Here is a 24,437-nt window from a genome sequence, read left to right on the forward strand (position 1 = left end):
TAAATAACACAATAGAAATAGAATTATGCAATGCGTATGAAAAAATTTTATAAATATAATCAAATATAACAAAAAATATTTTGTATATTTTAAAAGAAAAACATAGAGAGATTTTTATGGAATTATAAAAGTTGCCTGGAAAAAATTGGTCGAAAAAACGAATATTTATGCAAAAAAAGGAAAAAAAAAGGAAAAATGTTTATTAGACAAAGTTTCCAAAAAACCGGAGTAGTTAGAAAACAGGCAAGACAGAAAAAAGGAAAACTGTTCGCAATAGAAAATAGTCAGACAAAAAAAAGAAAAACCGACTAAAAAATCTGTCTAAGAGGTATAATACAAAAATATGAAAAAACTCCCAAACCAACAGAATCTGGTCAAACAATTCAAATCAAACAATTCAAATCAAACAATTCTATCAAACAATTCTATCAAACAATTCTATCAAACAATTCTATCAAACAATTCTATCAAACAATTCTATCAAACAATTCTATCAAACAATTCCTATCAAACAATTCTATCAAACAATTCCTATCAAACAATTCCTATCAAACAATTCCTATCAAGCAGAATCTCGACGAACAGAAAAGATTTTTTTAGGATACAGACGGAAAAAATATCCGGTCAGCAAGTAAAAGGTCACTTCAGAAAAGCAAAACGCAAAAGAAAGTTTTCACCTTCTTCTGCTTTATTCTCATTTGTTCCCCTGATATAATATTCTCAATATCTCTTTCACCGTCTCCAGAAGACTTTTCCAGAAGTTTCAAGTATTTTCAGTAAGTGTCCAGAATTTTAAGACTTTTTTGGAGGGGTTGTTATTATTCGAAACCCTTTTGATGGATTTATTTAAGCTTCATTAAAGCACCATTCAAATTTGACAGGGTCTCAATTATCAGGGTTTCTTTCGGGTTTCTTTTCGGATTTCCACTTGGATTTTTTCAGATTATTTTGTTGATCTTTTGGGTTTCTTCAGGTCCATTCGGGATTTCTCTAAATCCCTTTACTCAATATCAATTGTTATGGGGCCTTCTTCCAGATAGCGCCTGAAGGTCACTTCAAGTACACCGTTTTTGTAACTTGCCTTCGCACTCTTAGGGTCTACCGGAACCGGAAGCTCCACATTTTCCGAGTAACTGCCGGAAAGTCCTGAAACCATGATTTCAAGGGAACTGGCTGTTGCCCGCAGGCAGATATCTTCTTTTTCGGCTTCTGGAAACTCTGCAAGTACCTGAACCGTTTCATCAGTTTCGAATACATCGATCAAAGGTTCTTTAGCTTCAGGGGAAACGAAATCCCCTTCCTCCTGGGAAGATTCAGAAACGTTTCCGAACTCCCGGATCTCCGGGTCTTCGCCCGGGCGGTGGATGATGGAAAATCCGTAAACAAAGGGAGAGGATTCCCCCATCTCATCCAGGAGGGCATCTATCATCTCTTCCAGATTGTCAAAAAGTTCGGATCCAAAGTCTTCAAAGAAATCTTTTCTTTTTCTTGCGCCCACCATTATTACCTCTGCTTTTCCTTGCGCTCCGGAAAACTTTACTCGGAAAACTTCACTCGATATCGATAGAAGTCCGGGAACTGGATTCCAGCCGCTTAAAGATAACTTCCAGCACACCGTTTTTGTATGTGGCTTTTGCGCTCTGGGGGTCCACCTTTACGGGCAGTTCCACACGTTCGGAATATTTTGGATTCCCATTTACTGTTTCGATTTCAAGTATTAAATCAGTTGCGTTCAACCGGATATTTTCTTTTTTGATTCCCGGCATCTCCGCAATCACATGCACAGTCTCCTCGTCTTCCAGAATATCGATCAGGGGCCTTCGCATGTCAGAGTAGTGCTGCCCCTCGATTTCGTCCCGCTGTTCAAAGGCGGACGGGATATTCCCGAACTCCCGGACCTCAGGTTCTTCTCCCGGCCGCCGGGTTATGGAAAAGCCGTAGACGAAGGGATGTTTCTCGAAATCGTTCATGTTCATATCCATTCCCATGGCCCTGCTGATACGATCGAACATCTCTTCCATGTCCTGCAGGGGATCGATCCCGAACATTTCATCAAAGAAACTTCTCCTTTTTCTCCAGTCTCTGTCCACCATATTCATCACTCCATATATTAATATCCGGTAGGCATCTATTTTTTCGGATAGTCATCTATGTCAGCAGTCATCATTTTAGCCGGTAGGCATCCATTAGTCGTGAAATCATCTTTAAGTCGTGAAGTCAATAAGTCAAAAAGTCATAAGCCGGTTTAATAAAACCGGCTTTAATCAACATTCAATGGGCCGGAAATGCCCCGGCAGAGAATGTGTCTCCAAGCAGCCTTAATGTCTCCAAGCAGCCTTAATGTCTCCAAACAGCCTTAATGTCTCCAAACAGCCTTAATGTCTCCAAACAGCCTTAATGTCTCCAAACAGCCTTATCTTCCCCGGAGCCAGGACTGTGTCTGCCTCTTCCACGACTTAAGGTCCCGGTTATTCATTACTGATTTCGCAAACTCCTTCGTCAATCTCGGTGGCATGTTTGGCAAAGAGTTCGGCACTTTGTTCGTAAATCCCGAGCGTCTCCCTTGAGGTTGTGGGTTTCACCCGGCGGACTGCCTGTCCAAAGTGCTTCTTCGTAAGCTTAATGTTCCTTGCCCTTTCCATGAGCTCCTTTCTGCTGATCCCGGAGCAGATTACTTCCCGGAGGGCAAGCATTGAAGCTTCCCTGCAAATACCTTCGATATCGGCTCCCACATAACCTTCGGTTTTCTCTGCAAGTTCGCTAAAGCTTACATCTTCTGCAAGGGGTTTATCTTTCAGGTGGATCTCAAAGATTTTCTCCCTGCTAGCCTTATCGGGAGGCCTTATGTATATGAGCCTGTCGAAACGTCCCGGACGAAGGAGAGCCGGGTCTACCATATCCGGACGGTTCGTGGCAGCCACGATGATAACATCTTTAAGCTCCTCGATCCCGTCAAGTTCGGTCAGGATCTGGCTTACAACCCTTTCGGAAACGTGGGTATCCGAAACGGCACTCCTCTGGGGAGCAATGGAGTCGATCTCGTCAAAGAACACCACCGTTGGAGCAGCCTGCTTTGCCTTCCGGAAAGTCTCCCGGATCGCCCGCTCGGATTCCCCAACGTACTTGCTGAGAAGTTCGGGGCCCTTGATGCTGATAAAGTTAGCATCGCTTTCACTGGCAACGGCTTTTGCAAGCAGGGTCTTCCCCGTACCCGGCGGCCCGAAAAGCAGCACTCCCCTGGGAGGCTTTATTTTGACTAACCTGAACATTTCGGGGTACTTGAGAGGCCATTCCACGGCTTCGACCAGTTCCTGTTTTGCTTTTTCAAGTCCTCCGACGTCCCCCCATTCCACATGGGGAACTTCCACAAAGACTTCACGCATTGCAGAGGGTTCGATGTTCTTCAGGGCTTCCCTGAAATCTTCCTTCTTGACCTCCAGGTTATCCAGGACCTCCTGTGGGATCTCTTCATCGATATCAATATCTGGAGTGATCCGCCTGAGGGCGTGCATGGCAGCTTCCTTACAGAGGGAAGAGAGGTCCGCTCCCACGAAACCATGGGTCACGTCAGCAATCTCGGAAAGGTTTATGTCTTTTTCAAGAGGCATACCCCTGGTATGGATAAGGAGGACCTGCTTCCTGCCGTTCCGGTCAGGGATCCCGATCTCAATTTCCCGGTCGAACCTCCCGCCTCTCCTGAGGGCTTCGTCTATGGAGTTCGGACGGTTCGTAGCAGCAATCACCACAACCTCACCCCTGGACTGCAGCCCGTCCATCAGGGAAAGCAGCTGGGCAACGACCCTGCGTTCCATTTCCCCGGTGACTTCTTCACGCTTCGGGGCAATGGAATCGATCTCGTCTATGAAGATGATTGAAGGAGAATCCCTTTCCGCTTCCTCAAAGATTTCCCTGAGTTTATGCTCACTTTCCCCGTAGTATTTTGAGACAATTTCCGGGCCGCTGATGGTAATGAAGTTAGAATCGGTTTCACTGGCAACAGCTTTTGCAATCAGGGTCTTGCCGGTTCCGGGGGGCCCGTGCAAAAGCACACCTTTCGGAGGTTCGATCCCGAGTTTCTGGAAAAGCTCCGGGTGCCTGAGAGGAAGTTCGATCATTTCCCTTACAAGCTGGATTTCCCGCCTGAGCCCTCCGATATCCTCATAAGAGATACCTTCCGGAGTCTGAATCTCCTCAAGGGACTTTTCCTTGATGACGATCTCGGTATCTTTTGTAACCACAACCGGGCCTGCGGGCTTTGTAGACGTAACCACGAAAGTCAGGGGGTTGTTTACGGTCTCCACCCTGATCTGCTGCCCCTTGTTAAGAGGCCTCCCCTCAATGATCCTGAGGATGTAATGGGCACCCCCGACAAGCCTTACCGACTGGGAAGGAGTCAGGGTGACTCTCTGGGCGTGTTTTGCCCGGACTTTCTGGATCGTAACCTTATCGTCAATCCCTACTTTTGCATTGCTGCGCAGGTTTCCGTCTATACGAATCCGGTTTTCCTGCCCGGGTCCGCGTTCCACGTTTGGCCAGACAATGGCGTAGGTATTGGCTTTGCCTGATATCTCAATGATATCCCCGCTCACAAGTCCCATCTGCTGCATCAGGCGGGTGTCGATCCTTGCAATGCCTCTTCCAACATCCTTGTGATAAGCTTCGGCGACTCTCAAGTTTACGTCTTCAGTCATACCTTCTCTTCTCCCTTCTCACGTATTTTCCAGTACTGCTGGTTATTCCTGATCGCGTATTGGATAAAACCCCTCTCTGCAAGGTCAATGAGGTTAGCGTTAATGATGCTCGGGTGCAGGCGCAGGTTATAGCAAAGTGCGGCTGCAGTGGTTTCGTTCTTCAAAAGCTCAAAGAGGATCTCACACTCCACAGGATTTTTTGCAACCCCCTCGATAGAGTCCAGGCAGCTATCCATCAGCCGGGTATAGTCAGCCTGGAGCTGCTGCTGCATCCTCGCAAGCTCTGCATGTCTTGTTTTCAGTTCCCGGAGCCTTCCGCTCAGTTTCAGGAAAACAGCCAGAGGTTCGGGCCTGGAAGAAACTTCTTTCTTCCCGGCAGCAGCAGGAGCGTTTCCCTGGATCACACCATTTGTCTCCGGGGCGCTCCCGGCACTTCCTTTCTTCTCCTGACCTCCCCCTTTCCTTCCCGTTTCAAAAGAGATGTCCTGAAGCGACACCGTATAGGCATAAGGGGATACCGACACTTCCAGCCTCATGTTATTGGCGATGTTGAAATATTTCCGCCTCTGCTCGTCCACGCTGCACTCTATCAGTCCAGCCTGCTCAAGCAAGCTCAGATGGTTGATGATAGCCTTTGGCCCAACCCCAAGCCTGCCCGAGATCTCACTGACATAGCAGGGCCTGTTTGCAAGAAGCTGAATAATCTTCCTGCGGTTTTCATTCCCCAGGATGTCAAGTAATTTTGCTGGTTCCATTGTTTTTCCCCTTCGATGGCTTTTGCGATAGCTAAATGTTGAAAAGTGATTTCCACCCTATAGCAAGTTAATTTGTGACTTATGTATTGCACACCAAATCGTGATTGATCTATTATGCGTTAATTTACGGATGATAAATCATACATTGAATTGCGCTTGCTTTGTTATCAATTGATTCGCAATTTTCAGGTAAATTGTTACGACGATGTTAAAAACAAACTTTCACCCTGGATTTTAACAACCACTTATCGATGCTTTCTGCACCTTTTTTCGGTTACTGCTCCCTGGCTTTTCTGAAATTTTGTGTCCTTAACCCCATAAGTCGTTTTTCCTTTACGGAATTAACGTAAACATCCCCGAAGCAAAGTTTTTTCGTGGTAAATCCCTGTTCGGGATTTTTGAAATGAAATAAGAATAAAGAGAAGTATAAGTTAGTAACCATAAGTTAGTATTGATAGTATATAAAATTATCTTTGTGCAATTTGTTTGCAGAGAAATGGAAGAAGTGGGTATTAAATAATCCACAATAAAATATAAAAATCAAAGTTTCGCTGGCGCACCCCACAGCAAGCTGGCGAGGTATTCGACTGAAATAAATAGTTCATTTAGAATTCAGCTTCCACTGTTGTTCTCACTTTAACTTCCACTGTTGTTTTCACTGTAAGGGTCAGACCAGACTTTGACACCAAGCCCCGAAACAGCAGTGTTGCCTTCCAGGGTGTTATTGCTAGAATTTGCCAGCGTAATCCCATATTTGTATACGTTTGAATCCACATTGTTATCCAGAAGTTTATTATTATCGGAATCATCAAGAAGGATGCTGAAATAATTCATTGAGATTACGTTTTTGCTCAGCTCGTTATCCGAAGAATTACTGAGTGATACGGCCCTCCAGCTATTGGACACATCATTGTTGATCAGCTTATTTTTGCAGGAGTCCTCAAGCCGAATTCCGTTTCTGTCAACCTTAATCCCCGGGTTGGAGATGTTGTTACCAAGCAGCCGGTTGCCATCGGAATTTCTTAGAAAGATTCCATACTTACCGTTTGAGTTTGCAAGATTGGAGTCCAGCCTGTTGTTGCCGGAGTCCCTAATATACATCCCGTACCAGGAGTTGTTGATTGCTTTATTGGCGATCAGGTTATTCGTGCCGGAGTCAGTAAGATAAATTCCGTATTTACCGTTCGATACGGAATTATTTTTCAGTACCCAGTCCCCGGCATCCTTAAGAAAAATTCCGTAATCGTTGTACACCAGCCTGTTACCGGTAATATTCCCATCGGAAGCGTGCAGATATATCCCCGCTTTTCCCCGGCCACCTGCACCGGTTATATTGAATCCGTTAATTGCCACATGGTCCGAACTTACATGGAAAACATGATTTTCTGGATCATCAGCCCGAATAACCGTATCATCCGGATTTCCTGAATGCGAGATTACGGTCAACGGTTTGTCCACAAAAAGGTTTTCCGCATAAGTCCCGGGGTAGACAACAATTATGTCCCCGAAAGCAGCCCCGTTTATAGCTTTCTGTATCGAATCCCCGGGATAAACAGCAATCTCATTCCAGGAATCGGTATCGTTAAAGGACCATGGGATTTCTCCGGAACCGGTATAATTTACGGCCTGATGAATTTCCTCTTCCATTACAGGGCAGTAATTGAAAGTTTCATAGAAGAAAGGAAGAGCGTAATAGGCTGCTGCCAGGGCAATGAGAACCGCAACTGCAATTTTTGCTTTATTTTGCATGGAAACACCCTCAAGAAATTATAATTTACGATTCAAGCCCTTGCATCCAGAACTCTCCCCTCGGGAAACTCTGATTCCTGATTCAATCCTCTGCATACGGAAACTTCCCCTCAAGCAACTTCAACCAACTTCAACCAACTTCAACCAACTTCAACCAACTTCAAGCAACCTCAATCCCGATTTCCATCGGGTATTCAGGATGGTCTATAAGGTTGATATACAATTTTTCGGATGAACACAGTCCGGCAGCATAATCACCCCTTACTTTTTGCTCGAAGGGAGGCTGTCCATCCAGGGTTATTTCATAACTGTAATACCCCAGTTCCACATTTATTTCAGGTGAAGCGATCTCATCGCCCGGATTTAACGAGTAGGTTTCGTTGAATAAGGACTCATTGTAGAAATCAAAGAGCTCGATTCTTACTTCATGGGCTTCTTTATCGCTGTTGCTCAGGAAAAACTGCAGGGGGTCTAACGAATATTCCTCCGCCAATTTTTCGTCCATCCCTTCATTATAATACATCCACACGAGATGAACCACGTTTCCATCGTACATTTCATCGGTATCCCTAATCCCGTATGATAATGTGTAGAAGTCCACGACAATAGACCCGGAAATCGAGTCCTCGCCTATTGAGAAAAATACGTTGCTCTGTGGTTTTCCGGTGATGTACCCTGCATAAGTTGTCTTCGAAGTGGGATAATCCGTTTCATGCAATTTCAGTTCAAAATCCTCCCCCATAAGGCTCAGGTTTACCGTGCCGTTTGCAGCGGATTTATTGAACTTTTCAGTATTTACGATTACAGCGTCTACATAATCACAGGATTCCGGGATTTCAAGCAAGTTTTTGTCGAACCCTGTTATCGGAATTATTCCATCCCCACCAGTTTCCGAAAGGTTCTCGGGAGAACTCCGGCTCAGTCCCGTTTCGTTAAGCTCCGGGTTTTCCCCTGGCGGTAAGTTTGCATCTTCCCCATCTGCCCCTCCTTCATTTACCACACTTTCGTCTTCCGTTCCATTGTCCACAGCCCCTGCCAGACTTTCATTCCCCTGGGAGATACATCCAGAAAATGAAACAGAACTGAAAATGACTGCTAGTAGCAAAGATATACAGATTATTGATAGGCCGCTGATTTTCATCTTTCCACATTCCAGAAATAATAAGCAACAGCAATTTCGATAAAATAAATAATCACATGTTTAATAGAATAATCTTCATATTGATACATAACACTTTCCAATAAAAATCATATTTGCTATTGTAAAAAGAAAAGATGATAGAGAATAAGCAAGCGAATAAGCAGTGAATAAGCGAATAAACAGAAAAGGAATCAAAGACTAACACAAGAAAGGAGATCAAAGACCGACTGAAAAAGCCAGGACAATCAGAAACAAGAAAAAGGCCGGAAATCTAAAAGAAAAAAAGTTTCCAGAAACTTTTCCTTAAATTCCATAAAAATCGTATTCCATAAAAGGTCCTAAATTCCATGAAAAGGAATTATTTTTACTTTTTCTTCCCTTTTCCTTTGCCTTTCTCTCTTGCTTTTTCTTCCTCTTTCTGAGAACTGAAGACCGAAGGCAGGTGCAGGGCGTAAGAGCCTTCCTCTTTGATAGCCATCACGAGTTCCTTGCGCCCGAAGAGAGAATCGAGGTTCAGTTCGTAGGAACCGGGCCCCAGGATCCTGACAGACTCCACCCTTTCTTTATCCTCTTTCTCTGCTTCCTTTTCTTTTTCTTCATTTTCTTCTTCGGACGCCAGGGCTTCGTCAATATTCCTGACCACCTCATCAAAGGAGGATTCCAGATCCAGTTTCTGCTCTTCTTCAGCGGGTCTGTCCTGGTTTTCCCGGGTTTCCTCACCCTTTCTTACGTAGAGGAACTTGTTCCAGCCGCAATTAGGACAGCCGCTGAGGATGGCGCCATCACCGTTTTCGAAAACGGTTCCGCATCTGGTACATCTGTGGGGCATGGGTTCACCGATTATAGATAGTGTAAACGTAATTAATTCAAACGTAATTAATTTGAACATAAATTAATTTGAAAGTAAATTAATTTGAACGTAAATAATATGTACGGTGGTATTTACCGTTTGCTTTGTTTACTTCTATTTCTTTTACTTCTTTTGACTTTCCAATGGAAAGCAGGGTTTTTAGCCATATCGGTTTGGATAAATTTATAATTAATATTTCATTTTCATAGAAGTTTCCAGTACTTTTTCCCGTCGAGAAGCTCGGAACTGATTTTTCCTGTCCTTTCCATTTCATAAAGGACTTCCGGAAGCCTTCCAGGCTGGGTTATTTCAAAAACTATCGGGTCGAGGGCATGGTTTACGTAAAGGCTGTGCCTGAGAGCGGAAAGGTCCCAGCTTTTTCCAGGGGATTTTCTCATAATTTTTGTGATGAGGTTGAGCATAGCCTCCATAAAATTCCAGGGATAAACGATCCAGGCCCAGTCCTCAAGCCTTTCTCCCACATAATCGGGATCAAACTTCGAACTCTTGACGTACTGCAGGGAAGCAGTCCGGATATCCAGAGGTTTTCGCCCTTCCACGTAGGCGCTGGCTCTCAGCATGCTCTCCCCGCTGTCCACGATATCGTCCACAATGAGCACTTTTTTTCCCCTTATAACGTTGTCCGAGAGCGGATACCTGATGTGGGGTTCACCCGTGTCAATGGCAATCTCTCCCACATAGTGTTCAATTTTAAGGCTTGTCAGGTCGTCCAGACCCAGGAAATCACAGAGAACGCGCCCTGCAAACCAGCCTCCCCTGGCAAGTGCTATGATCACGTCCGGCTCGTAGCCCGAGCGCTTTATTTCGTTTGACACGTTTCGGCACAGGTTGTAGATATAATCCCAGTTTGTAAGCACACATTTAAATGATTCCGTACAAAGCCCTCCCTGAGCCAGAACCCGGCATAGGGCGATCAGTACTTCCGCTGCCCTCAGAGCCGGGATATTTTAAGCTTCCTCCTGAAAACATATATAAATCAGAGCCATATCACTTTAAGGTTTCTTGTTGGGTCTTATCCTGAAGAATTATTAAAAGAAATATTAAGGGAAATATTAAGGGAAATATTAAGGGAAATGGAGATAAATGTTTTAATAGTTTACACTGCCTTTTCGCAAGTTTAATTAAGCGTAATTTCAAGAAACCTTTAAGACAACTTCCCCCAAAAAATGATCTGAGGATTTCTTGAAGGATTTGTTCCCGAAAAAGGAAAAACGGATATCTTATTCTCCATTAGAAAACAACAAACATCCCTCAGAATAATAAAAAGGGAAAAGTGAGAACAATGGAAAAAACCCTGACTGACCTGCTCTTCATGTCCCAGAAAAGAAAAGACCTCCTGGTCCTTCTAAAAAAAGGAAGTAAAAATATAGATGAAATCGTGGACGAGCTTCACGTCAACCCTACAGGGATGCTTCCCCAGATCAAAAAACTGAAAGAAGAGTACCTGATAATCCAGAATGACAGAGACTACGTGCTTTCTCCCCTCGGAGAGATACTCGTAGAAAAAATGGAACCCCTGCTGGACATCCTGGAAGTGATCGAGGAAAACGAAGATTTCTGGCAGGAACGTGACCTTAGTGGGGTGCCAACTACTTTTCTCGAAAGACTTAACGAATTGAAACCCAGTTCTCTGATCAGACCCAACCCGGACAATATCTTTGAACCTCCAAAAGAATTTCAGGAGAACATAAAAAAATCAAAGCGTATACTCTCCCTGAGCTCGGTTTTTCATCCATTATACCTCAAAACATTTATCGGAAAAAAGGATGAGGAAACCGAAATTACTCTAATCGTCACTGAAGGTGTTTTTACAAGATTTGAAAATGACTTCAAAGAAGAACTGGAGAATTTTCTAACTCAGGAGAAAAAAAAGTTGTTCGTGCTTTCCGATGAGATAAAAATAGCAATCCTCACGAAAACGGAATGTTTTATGATGGTAAACTTCCTGACCCACAAGGGCACCTTTGACCAGGAAAATATCCTGAGTTTCGGACCCGCAGCCCTGCAGTGGGTTGAAGACCTGATCTTGTATTATAAAGAACAGGCAAGGGAAATAAGTGGAAAGGAGTTAAACTGAGCCGGGAAAGCTTCGAACCTGACTGCAGTTTAAGCAAAGGATAAATCCAACCAGAGACATCTTTTCATTCATACGGCACCAGAAGAATCCGGAGGATAGTGAGAATGAAAAGAATGGAAAATAAAAAAAGTCCAAATTTTGTAAAAGCTGCTGCAGCTTTGCTCCTTGTTGCCGCAGTCGTGGTTTCCGGCTGCGTGGACGGGGGGGAAGAGAATGATACGGACCTGGAACCGATAGGCCCCACAACCGGGGGGGATAACACCGTGGACGAAGGCGACAATGTGGAAGAATTCATCTACGGGACCGCAAATGTAGAGAACATAGAAATCATGACCCTGGAGTCCTTCCCGGTACAGGTAAAGGTATTGGCTTCAGGCAACCTGCCCGACGGCTGCACGGAAATAGATGAAATTCAAACCGAACGGACAGGAAATACCTTTGAAATCAACATCAGCACGAAAAGACCCGCAGACGCGATCTGCACCCAGGCACTTGTGCCCTTTACGGAAACCATTCCCCTCGAAGTGCGGGGCCTGGAAGCCGGGACATATACCGTGGATGTAAACGGGGTTACCGATACATTCGAACTTTCAACTGATAATGTAATAGAGGAACCTTTCCCGGAAGCAAGAGGAAAACCCTCATTCACCGAAGCCGACAACGGGACAACAGCGGTCTTTGAAAACGGAACAGTCTTCTACCTGAAACTTTCCGAAAACCCGACCACCGGCTATTCCTGGGAACTTGAACTGAGTGAAGGACTCAGCCTGCTTAATGACGAATTCATATCTCCAGAACCTCCAGAAGGAGCCGATGAGCCGCTTGTAGGGGCAGGTGGAGCCCATATATGGGAAATCAAAGCTGTGTCAGACGGAAACCAGCACCTGAAGGGGATTTATAAAAGGCCCTGGGAAAACGAAACAGGAGAGGAAGAAATCTTCGTGCTTGATATTGAAGTGGTCTGATTTCCCCATGAATCTACATAATTATTTTCTTTCAGATCAGACAGGATCAGGGTTTTCCGAAGAGAGCATACGCTACCGTAAATCCAGGTTTTCAGCCGATGGCAAAATCCAAATCCTCAGAAGGTCCCCAGGAGATCCTCAGGGAACTCCCAGAGCCTCTTTCAGATCTTTCAGGCAACTGTCACATATGTAGGAAGTACCTATCTGGGTACATCCGAGAATATCTGAACTCTCGTCCCCCTCTTTTTTCCCCGAGCTTCCCGGATAACCCTCGCAGTAAACCCCACACTTTACTTCACAATAAGCCCCACAGAACAGACATTTAGTCATAATATAATCTAGGTTTTTAGATTTCAAATAGATGCCCCTGGAAATCCCAGGAAGGAAAAAATAAAAAACAAATAAAAAAAAGCTCAAAAATTGGACATTTCCCGGGAAAAATATGCAATCTGAAGGAAAAATTCACGATTGAATTCCAAAAAAACTGTAAAAAAGGAGCAGTGACCGCAAACTATTTACGTGATCGCCAGTATGTTGTGGTTGCTGATTCAAAGTATATCCCATTAATAACCCAGAAGCGGGGTGGGGTAGCCAGGAGATCCCGACGGGCTCATAACCCGTAGACCGATGGTTCGAATCCATCCCCCGCTATCTACAAACAATCTTTTTTATGATGCTTTTTATATAACTTTTTTATGAAATTTGTTCTGATTGATCACTGCCTTGTTTACTGATTGGTCACTGCTTTATTTACTGTATGATTTCATAAACGGATATTCGGAAGCTTATTAAGGAAAGATTGACCTTCTTATATAAGGTAGAATAAATTGTGAAGACATAATTTTAAAGCAGACCTACCTTAGTAATACACTTTAAAAGGACAGGGACCGTAAACTATTTACATGATTGCCAGCATGTTGTGGTTGCTGATTCAAAGTATATCCCATTAATAACCCAGAAGCGGGGTGGGGTAGCCAGGAGATCCCGACGGGCTCATAACCCGTAGACCGATGGTTCGAATCCATCCCCCGCTATCTACAAATAATCTTTTTTATGATGCTTTTTATTCTCAGTCGCGGTGCTATTCCGTAAACGGATATTCAAAAGCTTATTAAGGGAAGATTGCTTTTCTTACACAAGACCAAAAGAATTGTGAAGACATCTTTAAAGCGCACATTTAACGCTTAACCCTAAACACACTACTCTAACAATTCTCCAAACATATTACTCAATATGTTACTCTAAATACTACTCAATATGTTACTCTAAATAAATACACTACTTAAACAAACTACTTAAATACACTACTTAAACAAACTACTTAAACAAACTACTTAAACACATTTTTTCATCCATCCTCAAAAAACCAGGCAGGACGATTTTCATATGGTAATGGATAAACTGGGAGACTCCTTACAGGGGGCGCTAAAGAAACTTATCGGTGCGGGACGCATTGACGAGCGCACGGTAAACGAAGTTGTAAAGGATATCCAGCGGGCTCTTCTCCAGGCCGATGTCAACGTAAAACTTGTCATGGGAATGTCCCAGAAGATAAAGGAGCGCGCGATGAAAGAAGACCCTCCTGCGGGTATGAACCCGAGGGAGCATGTAATCCGAATCGTGTATCAGGAACTGCTGGCAATCATCGGCGAGGGAGCTGACATCCAGCTCAAGCACCAGACAATTATGATGGTGGGACTCCAGGGAAGCGGGAAGACCACGAGTACCGCAAAACTCGCCCGCTATTTCCAGCGCAAAGGCCTCAAACCGGCGGTTATTGCTGCGGACACCTTCCGCCCCGGAGCTTACCAGCAGCTGAAGACTCTCTGCGAAAAGCTTAACGTGGCTTTCTACGGGGAGGACGGGAACCCCGATGCTGTCGAAATCGTTAAAAACGGGCTCACTCACCTGGAAAAATACGACATAAAAATCGTGGACACTGCAGGCCGGCACGCCCTTGAGGCAGAACTGATCGAAGAGATGGAGCAGATCCATGCAGTTGCAAAGCCCGACCACAAGTTCATGGTCCTGGACGCGGCCATAGGGCAGCAGGCAAGCCAGCAAGCCCATGCCTTCAATGATTCGGTAGGTATCACCGGAGTTATCATTACAAAACTGGACGGGACAGCAAAAGGTGGTGGAGCCCTTTCTGCAGTTTCCGAAACCAAAGCCCCGATCGCATTTATAGGGGTAGGGGAAACCCCGGAAGACTTCGAGAAGTTTGAAGCCGACAGGTTCATTTCCCGCCTCCTCGGGATGGGGGATATCAAGAGTCTCATGGAAAAAGCCGAGGAAACCCTTTCGGAAGAAGACGTGGACATCGAGTCCCTGATGCAGGGCCGCTTCACCCTGAAAGACATGTACAAACAGCTTGAAGCCATGAACAAGATGGGCCCCCTGAAACAGATCATGTCAATGCTCCCCATGGGCATGGGCGGCATGAAGTTCTCGGATGACATGTTCGAGGCCACCAGCGGTAAGATGAAGCACTACAAAATCATCATGGATTCAATGACCGAGGACGAAATGGAGGACCCGAAGATGATAGGCAGCTCCAGGATCAAAAGGATTTCAAGGGGTTCCGGCTGCGGCCCGGAGGAAGTCAGGGAACTTCTTAAGTACCACAAGACCATGCAGACAGCCCTGAAAGGGTTCAGAGGCGGAAAATTCAATATCCAGAAAATGATGAAAAAGAAGCTCGGGATGTAAACATCCCGAAACCTGTTTTTAAAGGAAAGGTCCGGTGAAAAAGTTCGGTAAAATGAGCAGGGAAAAAATCAGTACTGCTCACAAACCTCAAAGAAATTCATTAGCAGTTCTTCGCCTTTTTCCGTATGCGAAACTTCAGGGTGCCACTGGACACCGTAGATCGGTTTTGTGGGGTGGCGCATAGCCTCAATGTCACAAATATCGGAACGGGCAAGGTGAATAAAACCCTCGGGGAGAACGGAAACCTCGTCGGCATGGGATGCCCAGACGGTGGTTCTGGGACCAATGCCCCTGAGTATATCGTCTTCCTCGATAACTTCTATTTCTATCTCTGCATACCCGCCTTTTTTTCCGGAACTGACGGAACCTCCATAGGAAAGGGCAATTGCCTGGTGCCCAAGACAGATCCCCAGGATAGGGAGGTCGATTTCTTTTACATAGTCAAAGCATGAGCCTGCCCGGTCCATTTCCGGCCCGCCGCTCAGGATCAGGCCGTCTGGCTCTTCAGCAAGGATGTCCTCGATCGGGGTCGTGTTTGGGATGATCCTGGTGTCCATATCAAGGTCTCGGACAGCCCTGTGGATGAGGTGGCAGAACTGCCCGTAGTTGTTTACAACAAGGATTTTCAATTCTCTCATGTTTCCTTCCATGTCATGTTTTACTGATTCTAACTGGTTCTTGAGCTCTGAGTTTACTTTATTAGCCTATGTTCTCCTATTTTAAATCTCGTATCCCTTTCATCCGATTTCAGGGTTTGTCCGACCTTTGGAAATCAGCTTCTTCCAAATCCTGAAAGATCTTTTGTTATCAGCTTCTTCCAAATCCTGAAGGATCTTTTGTTTGCAGAGTCACGTGCAGCCAATTATAGATTTGACATAATCAGTTAAAATAAAGAGATGATGTGGAAGGGGATGTGAAGGCGCATAATTGTACAGAAAGGTTCAAGAATGTTCATTGTGTAGAGATCTATCACATGTATCACACAAAAGAGCTCTCCATATCAGGCATCTTTCTGGCATAACTATAAATACATGGATTGTGTTAGTATGTGACATAGTAGCACAGAGGATTTTCCGGAACCAATTTTTTTCAATAGGGAAGAGGATGACGAAAAATCAAACACCCTGTGAAAACCGAAAGCAACCCTTTGACGAAAATATTTCATTGAATTAAATCGTTGAATTAAATCGTTGAATTAAATCATTGAATTAAATCATTGAATTAAATCGTTGAATTAAAATCATTGAATTAAATCGTTGAATTAAATCGTTGAATTAAATCGTTGAATTAAAAAAGTTTGATACATGAAGAAAAAAATCCCACACCTAAAGGGGGATCATAATGTCCGAAATTGGCAAAAAGATACGCATAGAAAGGCTGATGAACCGGGAGAGCAGAAACATGGTCATCATTCCCATGGACCATGGGATCTCCGACGGGCCTATAGAGGGACTAATCAACGTAACTGACACTGTAAATAAGGTGGCGGAAGGGGGAGCCAACGCCGTCCTCATGCAGAAGGGCATGGTAAGGTACGGACATAGGGGATACGGGCATGACATTGGGCTAATTGTCCACATCAGTGCATCTTCTGCCCTGAGCCCGGACCCGAACGCCAAGGTCCAGGTCTGCACCGTGGAAGAAGTTATGAAAATGGGAGCAGACGCCGTTTCCATGCACGTCAACATAGGGTCCGAAACCGAAACAGACCAGCTAGAACAGCTGGGAACTATTTCAAGAGACTGTGAAGAGTGGGGAATTCCCCTTCTTGCCATGATGTACCCCAGGGGTAAAAAGGTAACAAACCCACATGACCCTGAAAATGTGGCCCATGCAGCCCGAATAGGGGCCGAACTGGGAGCAGACCTGATAAAGACCGTGTACACTGGAGACATAGACAGTTTCAGGAACGTAGTCCGGGGCTGCCCTATACCGGTGGTAATTGCCGGAGGCCCAAAAACCTCAACAGATAAGGAATTCCTTGAAATGATCGATGGGGCAATGGAAGCAGGTGCTCGCGGGGTTGCAATCGGGAGAAATGTCTTCCAGCATAAGGACCCTATCAGGATTACCCGGGCGATTAGCGAGATCGTACACGGGAGAAGACCGGTTGAAGAAGCCCTGGAACAACTGAAATGAAATAGACTTAACGAAATGAAGCTTACAAAACCCGAAAATGAAAAACGGGAAAAAACAGAGAAGAAACAAAGAAGAAAAACAGGAAAAAAGACCGGGGTTGAAACTTTTGCAGAAGAAAAGTGTCTGGATAAAAGCCGATGAAGGCGGATGGGAAGAGCAGAAGGATAGGATAACGACCGGCCTGGAATCAGGAGCCGACTGCGTACTCGTAAACGGAAGCGACGTGGATAAAGTCCGGGAACTTGGAAACATCCAGGTCGCAGCCTTTGCTCGCGATGGAAAAACCGGAGCTGACGTCGTTGTCGTAGGAAAGGGGGGGGAAGGCGACGGGTCAAAACCCCTTCCATCAGAAATTCAGGGTTCTTTTGATGTAAACGCAGCAACCCTGCTAACGGATAAAGGGCTCACTGTGGGGGGATACGTGCTGATAAAGGACAAGCACTACGAGCACTTTGCAACCGAACTCGGGAAGGTCTGCGACTACCTGCTCGTCACGGGCACCGACTGGAAGGTAATCCCTCTCGAAAACCTTATCGCCGACCTTCAGCAGCAGAAAGTAAAAATCATTTTCGGGGTAAAAAGTGCAGAAGAAGCAAGACTCGCTTTCCAGACCCTTGAAAGCGGGGCAGATGGCGTCCTCCTGGACAGCGGGGATCCGAATGAGATCAAAGAGACAGTTAAAGCCGCAAGGGAAATAGAAAGCGGAAGCGCCGAACTTGAACCCGCAACTATAACAAAAGTCGAGCCTCTCGGGATGGGAGACAGGGTCTGCGTGGACACCTGCAACCTGATGCATCCGGGAGAAGGAATGCTCATAGGCTCCCAGGCAAGCGGGATGTTCCTGGTAAACTCCGAATCCGAAGACAGCCCTTACGTGGCAGCCCGGCCCTTCAGGGTAAACGCGGGTGCCGTCCATTCCTACCTTAAGATCGGGGAAAAGACCCGCTACCTCTCGGAACTCAGGGCAGGAGACCCTGTGACCATTGTAAACTCGAAAGGGGAACAGCGGGAAGGCATCGTTGGCAGGGTCAAGATCGAAAGTCGGCCCATGATGCTTATAGAAGCAAAAGCAAAGGACAGGACCCTGAGCGCAATCCTGCAAAATGCCGAGACCATCAAGCTGGTCGGAAAGAACGGGACCCCGATTTCCGTTGCCAAACTTAAAGAAGGCGATGAAGTCCTGGTCCGCCTGGAAGAAGGAGCCAGACATTTCGGGAAGAAAATCAAAGAAACGATTATTGAAAAGTAAAAATTCCGGTTCTCAAATCATCCCGTTCTTAAATCATTTCGATCCCCGGAAGCCGTATTACCCATAATTCAAGATTTATCCATGACACGCATAGGAAACTTCGATCTGGAAAAAAAAGCCGCAGTTGTAGCGGTAATCAATGATAGCCTCTCCCCTTTCGAGAATTCCAGGAAGGCAGCTGAAATGGGAGCCGATGTCCTGGAGATAAGGCTGGACCTCCTGGAAATCCGGAATTCCGGACTTGCAGTGGAAACAATCGGAAAGATCAAAGCCGAAACCGGCCTGCCCCTGATACTTACAAACCGTTCCCGTGCCGAGGGAGGAAAATGGGAAGGAAGCGAAAAAGAAAGAGTTGAAATCCTGAAAGAACTTCTTCCCTCTTTTTTAAGGGAAGGCAGCGTAGATGCTGTGGATGCCGTAGATATCGAACTTTCGGCCGGGGAAAAGGAAAGAACGGAGCTCATAAGCACCGCAAAAAAGCAGGGAAAAACCGTAATCGTTTCCTTTCACAACTTCTCAGAAACCCCTTCTTTTCAGGAAATGGAAAAAATCATTGAAGAGGCATTCCGGGCAGGGGCAGATATTGCCAAACTGGCAGTCATGCCCGGGTCCCTGCAGGACATACTTGACCTGCTCCGGCTTACCCTGAGCGCCAGGGAAGCAAGGAGGCCTGTGTGTACAATTGCAATGGGAAAGCTCGGGAAACACACAAGAGTAATTGCCCCCCTCTATGGTTCGGTCCTCAGTTACGCCTCCGTGGAAAGCAGCGCAGCCCCGGGACAGCTGCAGGCAAATGAAGTAAAGAAGATGATGGAGCTGCTCGGATGAAAAAGGTATTCGGCGTATTCGGAGACCCTATCGGACATTCCCTTTCCCCTGCCATGCACAACGCCGCCTTTTCCGCTCTCGGAATGGACTGCATTTACCATGCCTTCAGGGTGAAGCCGGAAAAGCTGGAAAATGCCATCTTCGGGGCCGAAGCCATGGGTTTCGGAGGTCTCAACCTGACCGTGCCCCTGAAAGAGGCAGCTCTGAAACTGGACTGCGTCAAACCGGACCCCCTTGCAGTGGAAATAGGAGCCTTGAACACAATAGTGTTCAGGGACGGGGAAATCCTGGGCTACAACACCGACGGGCTCGGGGCCAGACAGGCACTCCTGGAATTTGCAGTGGAAATGGAGGGGTCTAAAGTATTGATCGCAGGAGCGGGGGGCGCAGCAAGGGCCATAGCCTTCCAGCTTGCAGCCGACGGAGCAGAAGTCCTAATCGCAAACCGAACCGAAACCAGGGCAGTTGAACTTGCAGAGGACATCTCTGCAGCGAAACTTCCGGGAAAAGTCAAAGGCACGGGGCTGCATGAGCTGGGAACCCTCATCCGGGAAACAGATATCCTGATTAACACCACAACCCTCGGGATGCACCCCCACAGGGATGCGAGCATCGCGGAAGCAGAAGACCTCCATCCGGACCTTACAGTTTTTGATATCGTTTACAACCCCCTGGAGACAAAGCTCCTGAAGGACGCAAAAGCCGCCGGAGCAAAAACCGTTAGTGGAGCCCTGATGCTCGTGTACCAGGGTGCTGAGGCTTTCAGGCTCTGGACAGGAACGGAACCGCCGGTGGAACTTATGAAAAAGACGGTCATGGAGGCTCTGAAGGTTTGAAACGGGAGCAGGAAGTAAAACCGGAAAAAACACCGGAAAAAACAAAGATCCTGATCCTCGGCGGGACAGGGGAAATGGGACAGTGGTTTACCCGCTTTTTCGGGGAAAGGGGGTACGAACTTACTGTCTGGGGCAAAGGGGGCAAGGTGGAAATTGCCAGAAAACTGGGAGTGCCTTTTGCAACTGACCTGGATTCCGCAATTTCCGAAAGCGATATCGTGATCGTTTCCGTGCCAATCAACGTAACGGAAGAAACGATTGCTGAAACCGCCCCGAAAATGAAAGCGGGAAGCCTCCTGATGGACTTTACTTCCACAAAGGTAAAGCCCGTGGAAGCCATGAAGAAATTCGCTCCCCCGGGTGTTGAAATCCTGGGGACTCACCCTATGTTCGGGCCGACAATCCCGAGCCTCAGAGGACAGACCGTTATCCTGGTGCCGATAGAAGGGCGCTCGGAGAAATGGTTCCCGGTCATCAGGGAACTCTTTGAAGAAGGCGGAGCCCACGTGGAGGTCACAACGGCAGCCGAACACGACCGGCTGGTCTCCGTAGTGCAGGGGCTCACCCATTTTGCCTACATCAGTATCGGGACAACCATTGACAGGCTTGATTTCGATGTCAGGAAGTCCAGGAAATTCGTCAGTCCCGTCTACGACATCATGCTGGACTTCGTGGGCAGGATCCTGGGCCAGAACCCTTACCTCTACGCCCTGATCCAGATGGAAAACCCGAGTGTGATCGAGGTGCACGACGCGTTCCTGGCGGAATGCAAAAACCTTTCGGAAATGGTAAGGGAACACGACGAAGAAGGCTTTGTCAGGAAAATGAAATCCGCAGCCCTGAAATACGGGGACACCTCTCATGCCCTTCGCAGGTCAGACAAGCTGATCAACTCCCGGATAGCGGAATACGAGATGGTCCTGAACTCCATCGGAAAAGTCTGCGGCTTTTACCATGTTTACTCCGGAAAAACCCATGTAGGCCTGCTCGAAAAAGTAAGGCCTGACGAAGTGCTCCTCTCAAAACTGGTTTCAAAAGGAACTTCCCCGCAGATCAAAAACAAATACATCCGGCTCAAACTTGAAAATCTTCGCCTCCTTTCCGAAACGGAACTTCGGGAATGGAGAAAAGAAAACCTGGAACACACGGTAAGGGACATTGCAGTCCTCATCCCCGCAGGAGCAAAACCGGAAATCATCCTGGACGCGATTTGCACGAACGAGCACCTGGCAGTTTGCGAAATAAGCGACATCTATACCGGGACCAGGGAAGCGGAAATAGAAAAAGAAGGACAGGGAACGGAAAGAACCGGCGTGACCTACAGGATAACTATTTTTGGTGATTGCAATGCCGATGAAGTAGAAAAAGAGACCACGGAACGGCTGCGTGGACTGGGCTGCCTGATCAGGGAGAAAAACCTGAAGCCCAAAAAATAAAAGGAACTGACCCCTTACATCTTTAAAGGAATAAATCAATATAAACAGTAAAGAAGAGGGGTATGATGCCTGAAGATAGATGGATAATTTATCTTATGTTTGCCCTTCTCACCCTCTTTATCTCTGTTTCATTTTTTTCAGATGGGGATAAGTTTGCGGAGGGAAGTGCAAACGAAATATACAACCAGACAGGAACTAATGTTTCAAACGAAGGTCCGATTGTAAATCTCATAAGCAGGCTGGAAACCGGCAGCCATGAAAGCCAACTGGACGCCGCAGCCGAGCTGGGACAGATGGGGCAGCCTGCAGCCGATGCCCTTATTGAAAAAATTGAAAACAAAGCTGCAGGACCGGGGGAAATAAACAATTACATGCTTCTCGCACTCCTTGAAACCGGCGACAAAAGAGCAGAAGATGTCCTTTTGAGGAGCCTTCAAGAAAAAGAGGCTGGATGGAAGGCAGTCAGCAGTATGGCTGAAGAAGATGAACGTGGAGAAATTTCGGAAGATATGCTGCAGGCCACAGAGGCAAAGGATAAAGCCCTGAGAAAGCACATTGCCAGTTCCCTTAATATCGATTACGGGGAAAAAACCGATGAGCTTGAAGAGGCCCTGACCTCCGAAGAACAGGACTACAATGCTTATGTTTCTATCGCCCTTTCGGAATCCGGAGCCCAGGAACCAGGAAATGAAACCGAGAAACTTTTAAGGGCTCTTAAAAGCGGAGACGGAAACATAAGACTGGCAGCTATAATGGCCCTTGGGGAAGGAGGAGAAGAAGCTGCAGTCGAACCCATTAACCAGATCCTGAAACGGGATTATCCACTTGTCAGAAAAAGTGCAGCCTTTGCCCTCGGAAAAATAGGAAGTGACCGTGCAGTAGAAGTGCTGCTGAAAGAAATGAAAGCAAGTGAAGAGGAGCAGGTCAGGAGCAGTGCTGCAATCTCTCTTGGGAAAATAGGATCTGAAGAAGCCGTACCCTACCTGAGTGAGAGGCTCAGGGAAGGGAAAGTGGATGTAAGGAGCAGTGCAGCCCTTGCCCTGGGAATGGTCGGAGACGAAACGGCAGTGGAACCACTGATAGAAGTCCTTGAAAGCGGAAAAGCCGAAGACGGAAGGCTAAAGAGTGCTCTGAATACAAAACCGGAAGTCCGAAAAAGTGCCGTCCTGGCCCTGGGAGAAATCGGAAGTAAGGAAGCCACAGAGACACTTATCGACGTACTTCTAGATGAAGAAGAAGATCAGGAAGTTAGAAAAGCAGCAGTCGCAGCCCTGGGGAAAATAGGAGATCCGGAAGTAGTTGATACCCTTTCAGGAGTACTTAACGACGCAGAAACGCCTTTGAACATTAAAACCGAAGTCATTCAAACCCTCGGGAAAATAGAGGATAAAAAAGCTGCAGAAACCCTTATCGTAAGGCTGGATGATGAGAAATTCGAAAGTCCTGCCAGAGATGCCCTTGCAGGCATGGGAGAAGCGGCAGTGGAACCACTGATCGAATGCCTCTCGGGAGAGAATGAGGATCTGAAAACCGAAGCAGCCCTGCTATTGATTGAAATCGGGGACGAGAGAGCTGTTGAGCCTCTGATACATGCGTATCAGTAGCTCTAAAAATGCGGTTAAAAAACCAATGCGGTTAAAAAAAACCGCATTTTTCATTTATCACTTTCTCAAGAAGCTTCCCAGTTGTAAATAATCACAAATATACAAAAAATACGCTAAAATGTAAGAATTATTTATAAATAACTATGCACAAAATATTAAATTATTGGAGAAAGATAATAAGCAAGTATGGCCAGACTAATTGACCTTAACCCGCCGGTCAAATACATGGGGGAATTTCTCAGGGAAATTACGATGGGATTTGAAAGATCCCAGATCCTGTTTACTGCTTTTGAACTGGGCATGTTTACAAAACTAAAAAAGCCGATGACTTCAGAAGCCCTTATACGGGAAATGGGGCTTAATCCGGAAATCACGGCCCGATTTATGGACAGCCTGACAGCGATGAATTTGCTCTGCAAAAAAGGGGGATACTACCAGACAGCTCCTGAACTTGTGCCCTTTCTTGTTGAGGACGAACCTTATTTTTCTCTTTATCTGAAATCCGCTTTAAGAGAACGTAAAACCTGGATGAATCTGAAAGAAGTACTTGTTGAGGGAACTCTCCTAAAACCGGAAAAAGAAAAATTTGCCTATACCCGGGAGTCCCTTGAGTGGACTGCAAGGGACTGTATGCATAGGAGGTTGCAAAAAACCCTCAAACTGGTCTCCAGCCTCCCCGAGTTTAAAAGAGCCAGACGGCTGATTGACCTTGGGGGAGGACACGGGCTTTTTGCCATTGGCTTTGCCCAGGAAAACCCCCACCTTGAGGCTTTTGTGTATGACCGTCCTGAAATCACCGGACTCACCCAGGAGTATATCGAAAAATACGGTGTTCAGGAAAGGGTCAAAGTCCTCTCCGGGGACTATCTTCATGAGGACTTTGGGACCGGATATGACATCGTCTTTGAAGCCCTTTCCCTGGAAGGGGGGCCCAAAGAAGCAAAAATCCTATACCAGAAGACTGCCGAAGCCCTGAAGCCGGAAGGACTTTTTATTACCCAGCTCTTCACCCTGGACGACTCCGGGACCTCCCCTCTTCCCACCCTCACCCTCGACCTCCGAGAAAAAGTCACGGGGCACAGGCAGTTGCACCTCATGACCAATGCCGCGCTTTTCGAGCTTTTCAATAAAGTAGGGCTTTCAGGAGAACAGGTTCTTGACATTTCCATGGGAACTAACCTCCCGATGAGAATGGTAATTGCAAGGAAAAAAACCTGAAGAACGTTTACTGCCCTGGGGAAATGAACGTAGTTCAAAAAGAAAAAAAACTGTTTTTTAACCGTATCAACCGGCAAGCCGCATGAAAAAGTGTCCGCTTCTTTTAAAACTGCAAGTGAAGATAACGATCGGGAAAGATGCTGAAATATCACTGAAATAGCGCTGAAAT

General features: G+C 46.2%; 20 protein-coding genes and 2 tRNA genes. 12 read left to right on the top strand and 10 right to left on the bottom strand.

Translation table 11 applies throughout. The features are described 5' to 3' along the window. Positions 1-1,000 precede the first annotated feature (1,000 nt). From hsp20 (ACSAZK_RS09640) to ACSAZK_RS09675, 8 genes are all read right to left on the bottom strand, one after another. The gene (hsp20, locus tag ACSAZK_RS09640; RefSeq protein ID WP_440953952.1) at positions 1,001-1,501 is read right to left on the bottom strand and encodes an archaeal heat shock protein Hsp20; all 501 of its coding nucleotides are present in this window, start codon (positions 1,499-1,501) and stop codon (positions 1,001-1,003) included. A 49-nt stretch (positions 1,502-1,550) separates the two neighbouring features. After that, positions 1,551-2,090: an archaeal heat shock protein Hsp20 gene (hsp20, locus tag ACSAZK_RS09645; RefSeq protein ID WP_440956990.1), complete on the bottom strand. Its 540-nt coding sequence runs from the start codon at positions 2,088-2,090 to the stop codon at positions 1,551-1,553. Positions 2,091-2,468: 378 nt separating this feature from the next. Next, the gene (locus ACSAZK_RS09650) at positions 2,469-4,691 is read right to left on the bottom strand and encodes a CDC48 family AAA ATPase (RefSeq protein ID WP_440953953.1); all 2,223 of its coding nucleotides are present in this window, start codon (positions 4,689-4,691) and stop codon (positions 2,469-2,471) included. Beyond that, positions 4,688-5,446: an ArsR/SmtB family transcription factor gene (locus ACSAZK_RS09655; RefSeq protein WP_440953954.1), complete on the bottom strand. Its 759-nt coding sequence runs from the start codon at positions 5,444-5,446 to the stop codon at positions 4,688-4,690. The genes ACSAZK_RS09650 and ACSAZK_RS09655 overlap by 4 nt, the downstream gene beginning before the upstream one ends. 636 nt (positions 5,447-6,082) lie before the next feature. Further along, the gene (locus tag ACSAZK_RS09660) at positions 6,083-7,195 is read right to left on the bottom strand and encodes a right-handed parallel beta-helix repeat-containing protein (RefSeq protein WP_440953955.1); all 1,113 of its coding nucleotides are present in this window, start codon (positions 7,193-7,195) and stop codon (positions 6,083-6,085) included. Between the two features lie 160 nt (positions 7,196-7,355). Beyond that, positions 7,356-8,222, bottom strand: a complete 867-nt coding sequence (locus tag ACSAZK_RS09665; protein WP_440953956.1) for a hypothetical protein — start codon at positions 8,220-8,222, stop codon at positions 7,356-7,358. Between the two features lie 478 nt (positions 8,223-8,700). Beyond that, positions 8,701-9,165, bottom strand: coding sequence for a Zn-ribbon domain-containing protein (locus ACSAZK_RS09670; protein WP_440953957.1), 465 nt, complete (start codon positions 9,163-9,165; stop codon positions 8,701-8,703). A gap of 224 nt (positions 9,166-9,389) precedes the next feature. Continuing rightward, positions 9,390-10,064 carry a phosphoribosyltransferase gene (locus ACSAZK_RS09675; RefSeq protein ID WP_440953958.1) on the bottom strand — a complete coding sequence of 225 codons (675 nt, stop codon included), beginning with the start codon at positions 10,062-10,064 and terminating at the stop codon, positions 9,390-9,392. A 425-nt stretch (positions 10,065-10,489) separates the two neighbouring features. Between ACSAZK_RS09675 and ACSAZK_RS09680 the strand changes: the two genes are divergently transcribed. Continuing rightward, positions 10,490-11,284: a helix-turn-helix transcriptional regulator gene (locus ACSAZK_RS09680; protein ID WP_440956991.1), complete on the top strand. Its 795-nt coding sequence runs from the start codon at positions 10,490-10,492 to the stop codon at positions 11,282-11,284. Positions 11,285-11,388: 104 nt separating this feature from the next. Beyond that, positions 11,389-12,249 (top strand): protease inhibitor I42 family protein, encoded by an 861-nt coding sequence (locus tag ACSAZK_RS09685; protein WP_440953959.1) that lies wholly within the window; start codon positions 11,389-11,391, stop codon positions 12,247-12,249. A gap of 138 nt (positions 12,250-12,387) precedes the next feature. On the opposite strand, the gene ACSAZK_RS09690 is transcribed toward ACSAZK_RS09685, so the two are convergent. Beyond that, complete coding sequence (locus ACSAZK_RS09690; RefSeq protein ID WP_440953960.1) at positions 12,388-12,579, bottom strand: hypothetical protein; 192 nt, start codon at positions 12,577-12,579, stop codon at positions 12,388-12,390. Positions 12,580-12,825: 246 nt separating this feature from the next. Here ACSAZK_RS09690 and ACSAZK_RS09695 point away from each other — a divergent pair. The 3 genes from ACSAZK_RS09695 to ACSAZK_RS09705 all read left to right on the top strand — a co-directional run bounded on the left by ACSAZK_RS09695 (position 12,826) and on the right by ACSAZK_RS09705 (position 14,958). Then, a tRNA-Met gene (locus tag ACSAZK_RS09695) sits at positions 12,826-12,900 on the top strand. Between the two features lie 308 nt (positions 12,901-13,208). Continuing rightward, positions 13,209-13,283: transfer RNA gene (locus ACSAZK_RS09700), tRNA-Met, on the top strand. A 352-nt stretch (positions 13,284-13,635) separates the two neighbouring features. Continuing rightward, positions 13,636-14,958, top strand: coding sequence for a signal recognition particle protein Srp54 (locus tag ACSAZK_RS09705; RefSeq protein ID WP_440953961.1), 1,323 nt, complete (start codon positions 13,636-13,638; stop codon positions 14,956-14,958). Between the two features lie 68 nt (positions 14,959-15,026). Here ACSAZK_RS09705 and ACSAZK_RS09710 read toward each other — a convergent pair whose 3' ends face one another. Continuing rightward, complete coding sequence (locus ACSAZK_RS09710) at positions 15,027-15,596, bottom strand: GMP synthase subunit A (RefSeq protein ID WP_440953962.1); 570 nt, start codon at positions 15,594-15,596, stop codon at positions 15,027-15,029. A gap of 703 nt (positions 15,597-16,299) precedes the next feature. On the opposite strand from ACSAZK_RS09710, the gene ACSAZK_RS09715 reads away from it, so the two are divergent. The 7 genes from ACSAZK_RS09715 (at position 16,300) to ACSAZK_RS09745 (ending at position 24,268) form a co-directional block, all read left to right on the top strand. Next, positions 16,300-17,097, top strand: a complete 798-nt coding sequence (locus ACSAZK_RS09715) for a 2-amino-3,7-dideoxy-D-threo-hept-6-ulosonate synthase (protein ID WP_440953963.1) — start codon at positions 16,300-16,302, stop codon at positions 17,095-17,097. Positions 17,098-17,203: 106 nt separating this feature from the next. Continuing rightward, entirely contained in the window at positions 17,204-18,346 is a 1,143-nt protein-coding gene (locus tag ACSAZK_RS09720; RefSeq protein ID WP_440953964.1) for a 3-dehydroquinate synthase II, read from the top strand. Positions 18,347-18,427: 81 nt separating this feature from the next. After that, a complete protein-coding gene (gene aroD, locus ACSAZK_RS09725; protein WP_440953965.1) occupies positions 18,428-19,174 on the top strand; it encodes a type I 3-dehydroquinate dehydratase in 747 nt (248 codons plus the stop codon). Then, on the top strand, positions 19,171-20,010 hold the full coding sequence (locus ACSAZK_RS09730) for a shikimate dehydrogenase (RefSeq protein ID WP_440953966.1): 840 nt from the start codon (positions 19,171-19,173) through the stop codon (positions 20,008-20,010). The genes aroD and ACSAZK_RS09730 overlap by 4 nt, the downstream gene beginning before the upstream one ends. Next, positions 20,007-21,446, top strand: coding sequence for a prephenate dehydrogenase (locus ACSAZK_RS09735; RefSeq protein WP_440953967.1), 1,440 nt, complete (start codon positions 20,007-20,009; stop codon positions 21,444-21,446). The genes ACSAZK_RS09730 and ACSAZK_RS09735 overlap by 4 nt, the downstream gene beginning before the upstream one ends. Positions 21,447-21,508: 62 nt before the next feature. Then, positions 21,509-23,050 carry a HEAT repeat domain-containing protein gene (locus ACSAZK_RS09740; protein WP_440953968.1) on the top strand — a complete coding sequence of 514 codons (1,542 nt, stop codon included), beginning with the start codon at positions 21,509-21,511 and terminating at the stop codon, positions 23,048-23,050. A 186-nt stretch (positions 23,051-23,236) separates the two neighbouring features. Next, positions 23,237-24,268 (top strand): methyltransferase family protein, encoded by a 1,032-nt coding sequence (locus tag ACSAZK_RS09745; protein ID WP_440953969.1) that lies wholly within the window; start codon positions 23,237-23,239, stop codon positions 24,266-24,268. Positions 24,269-24,437: the final 169 nt, after the last annotated feature.

The organism is Methanosarcina sediminis (genome assembly GCF_052056915.1).
Classification (GTDB): domain Archaea; phylum Halobacteriota; class Methanosarcinia; order Methanosarcinales; family Methanosarcinaceae; genus MTP4.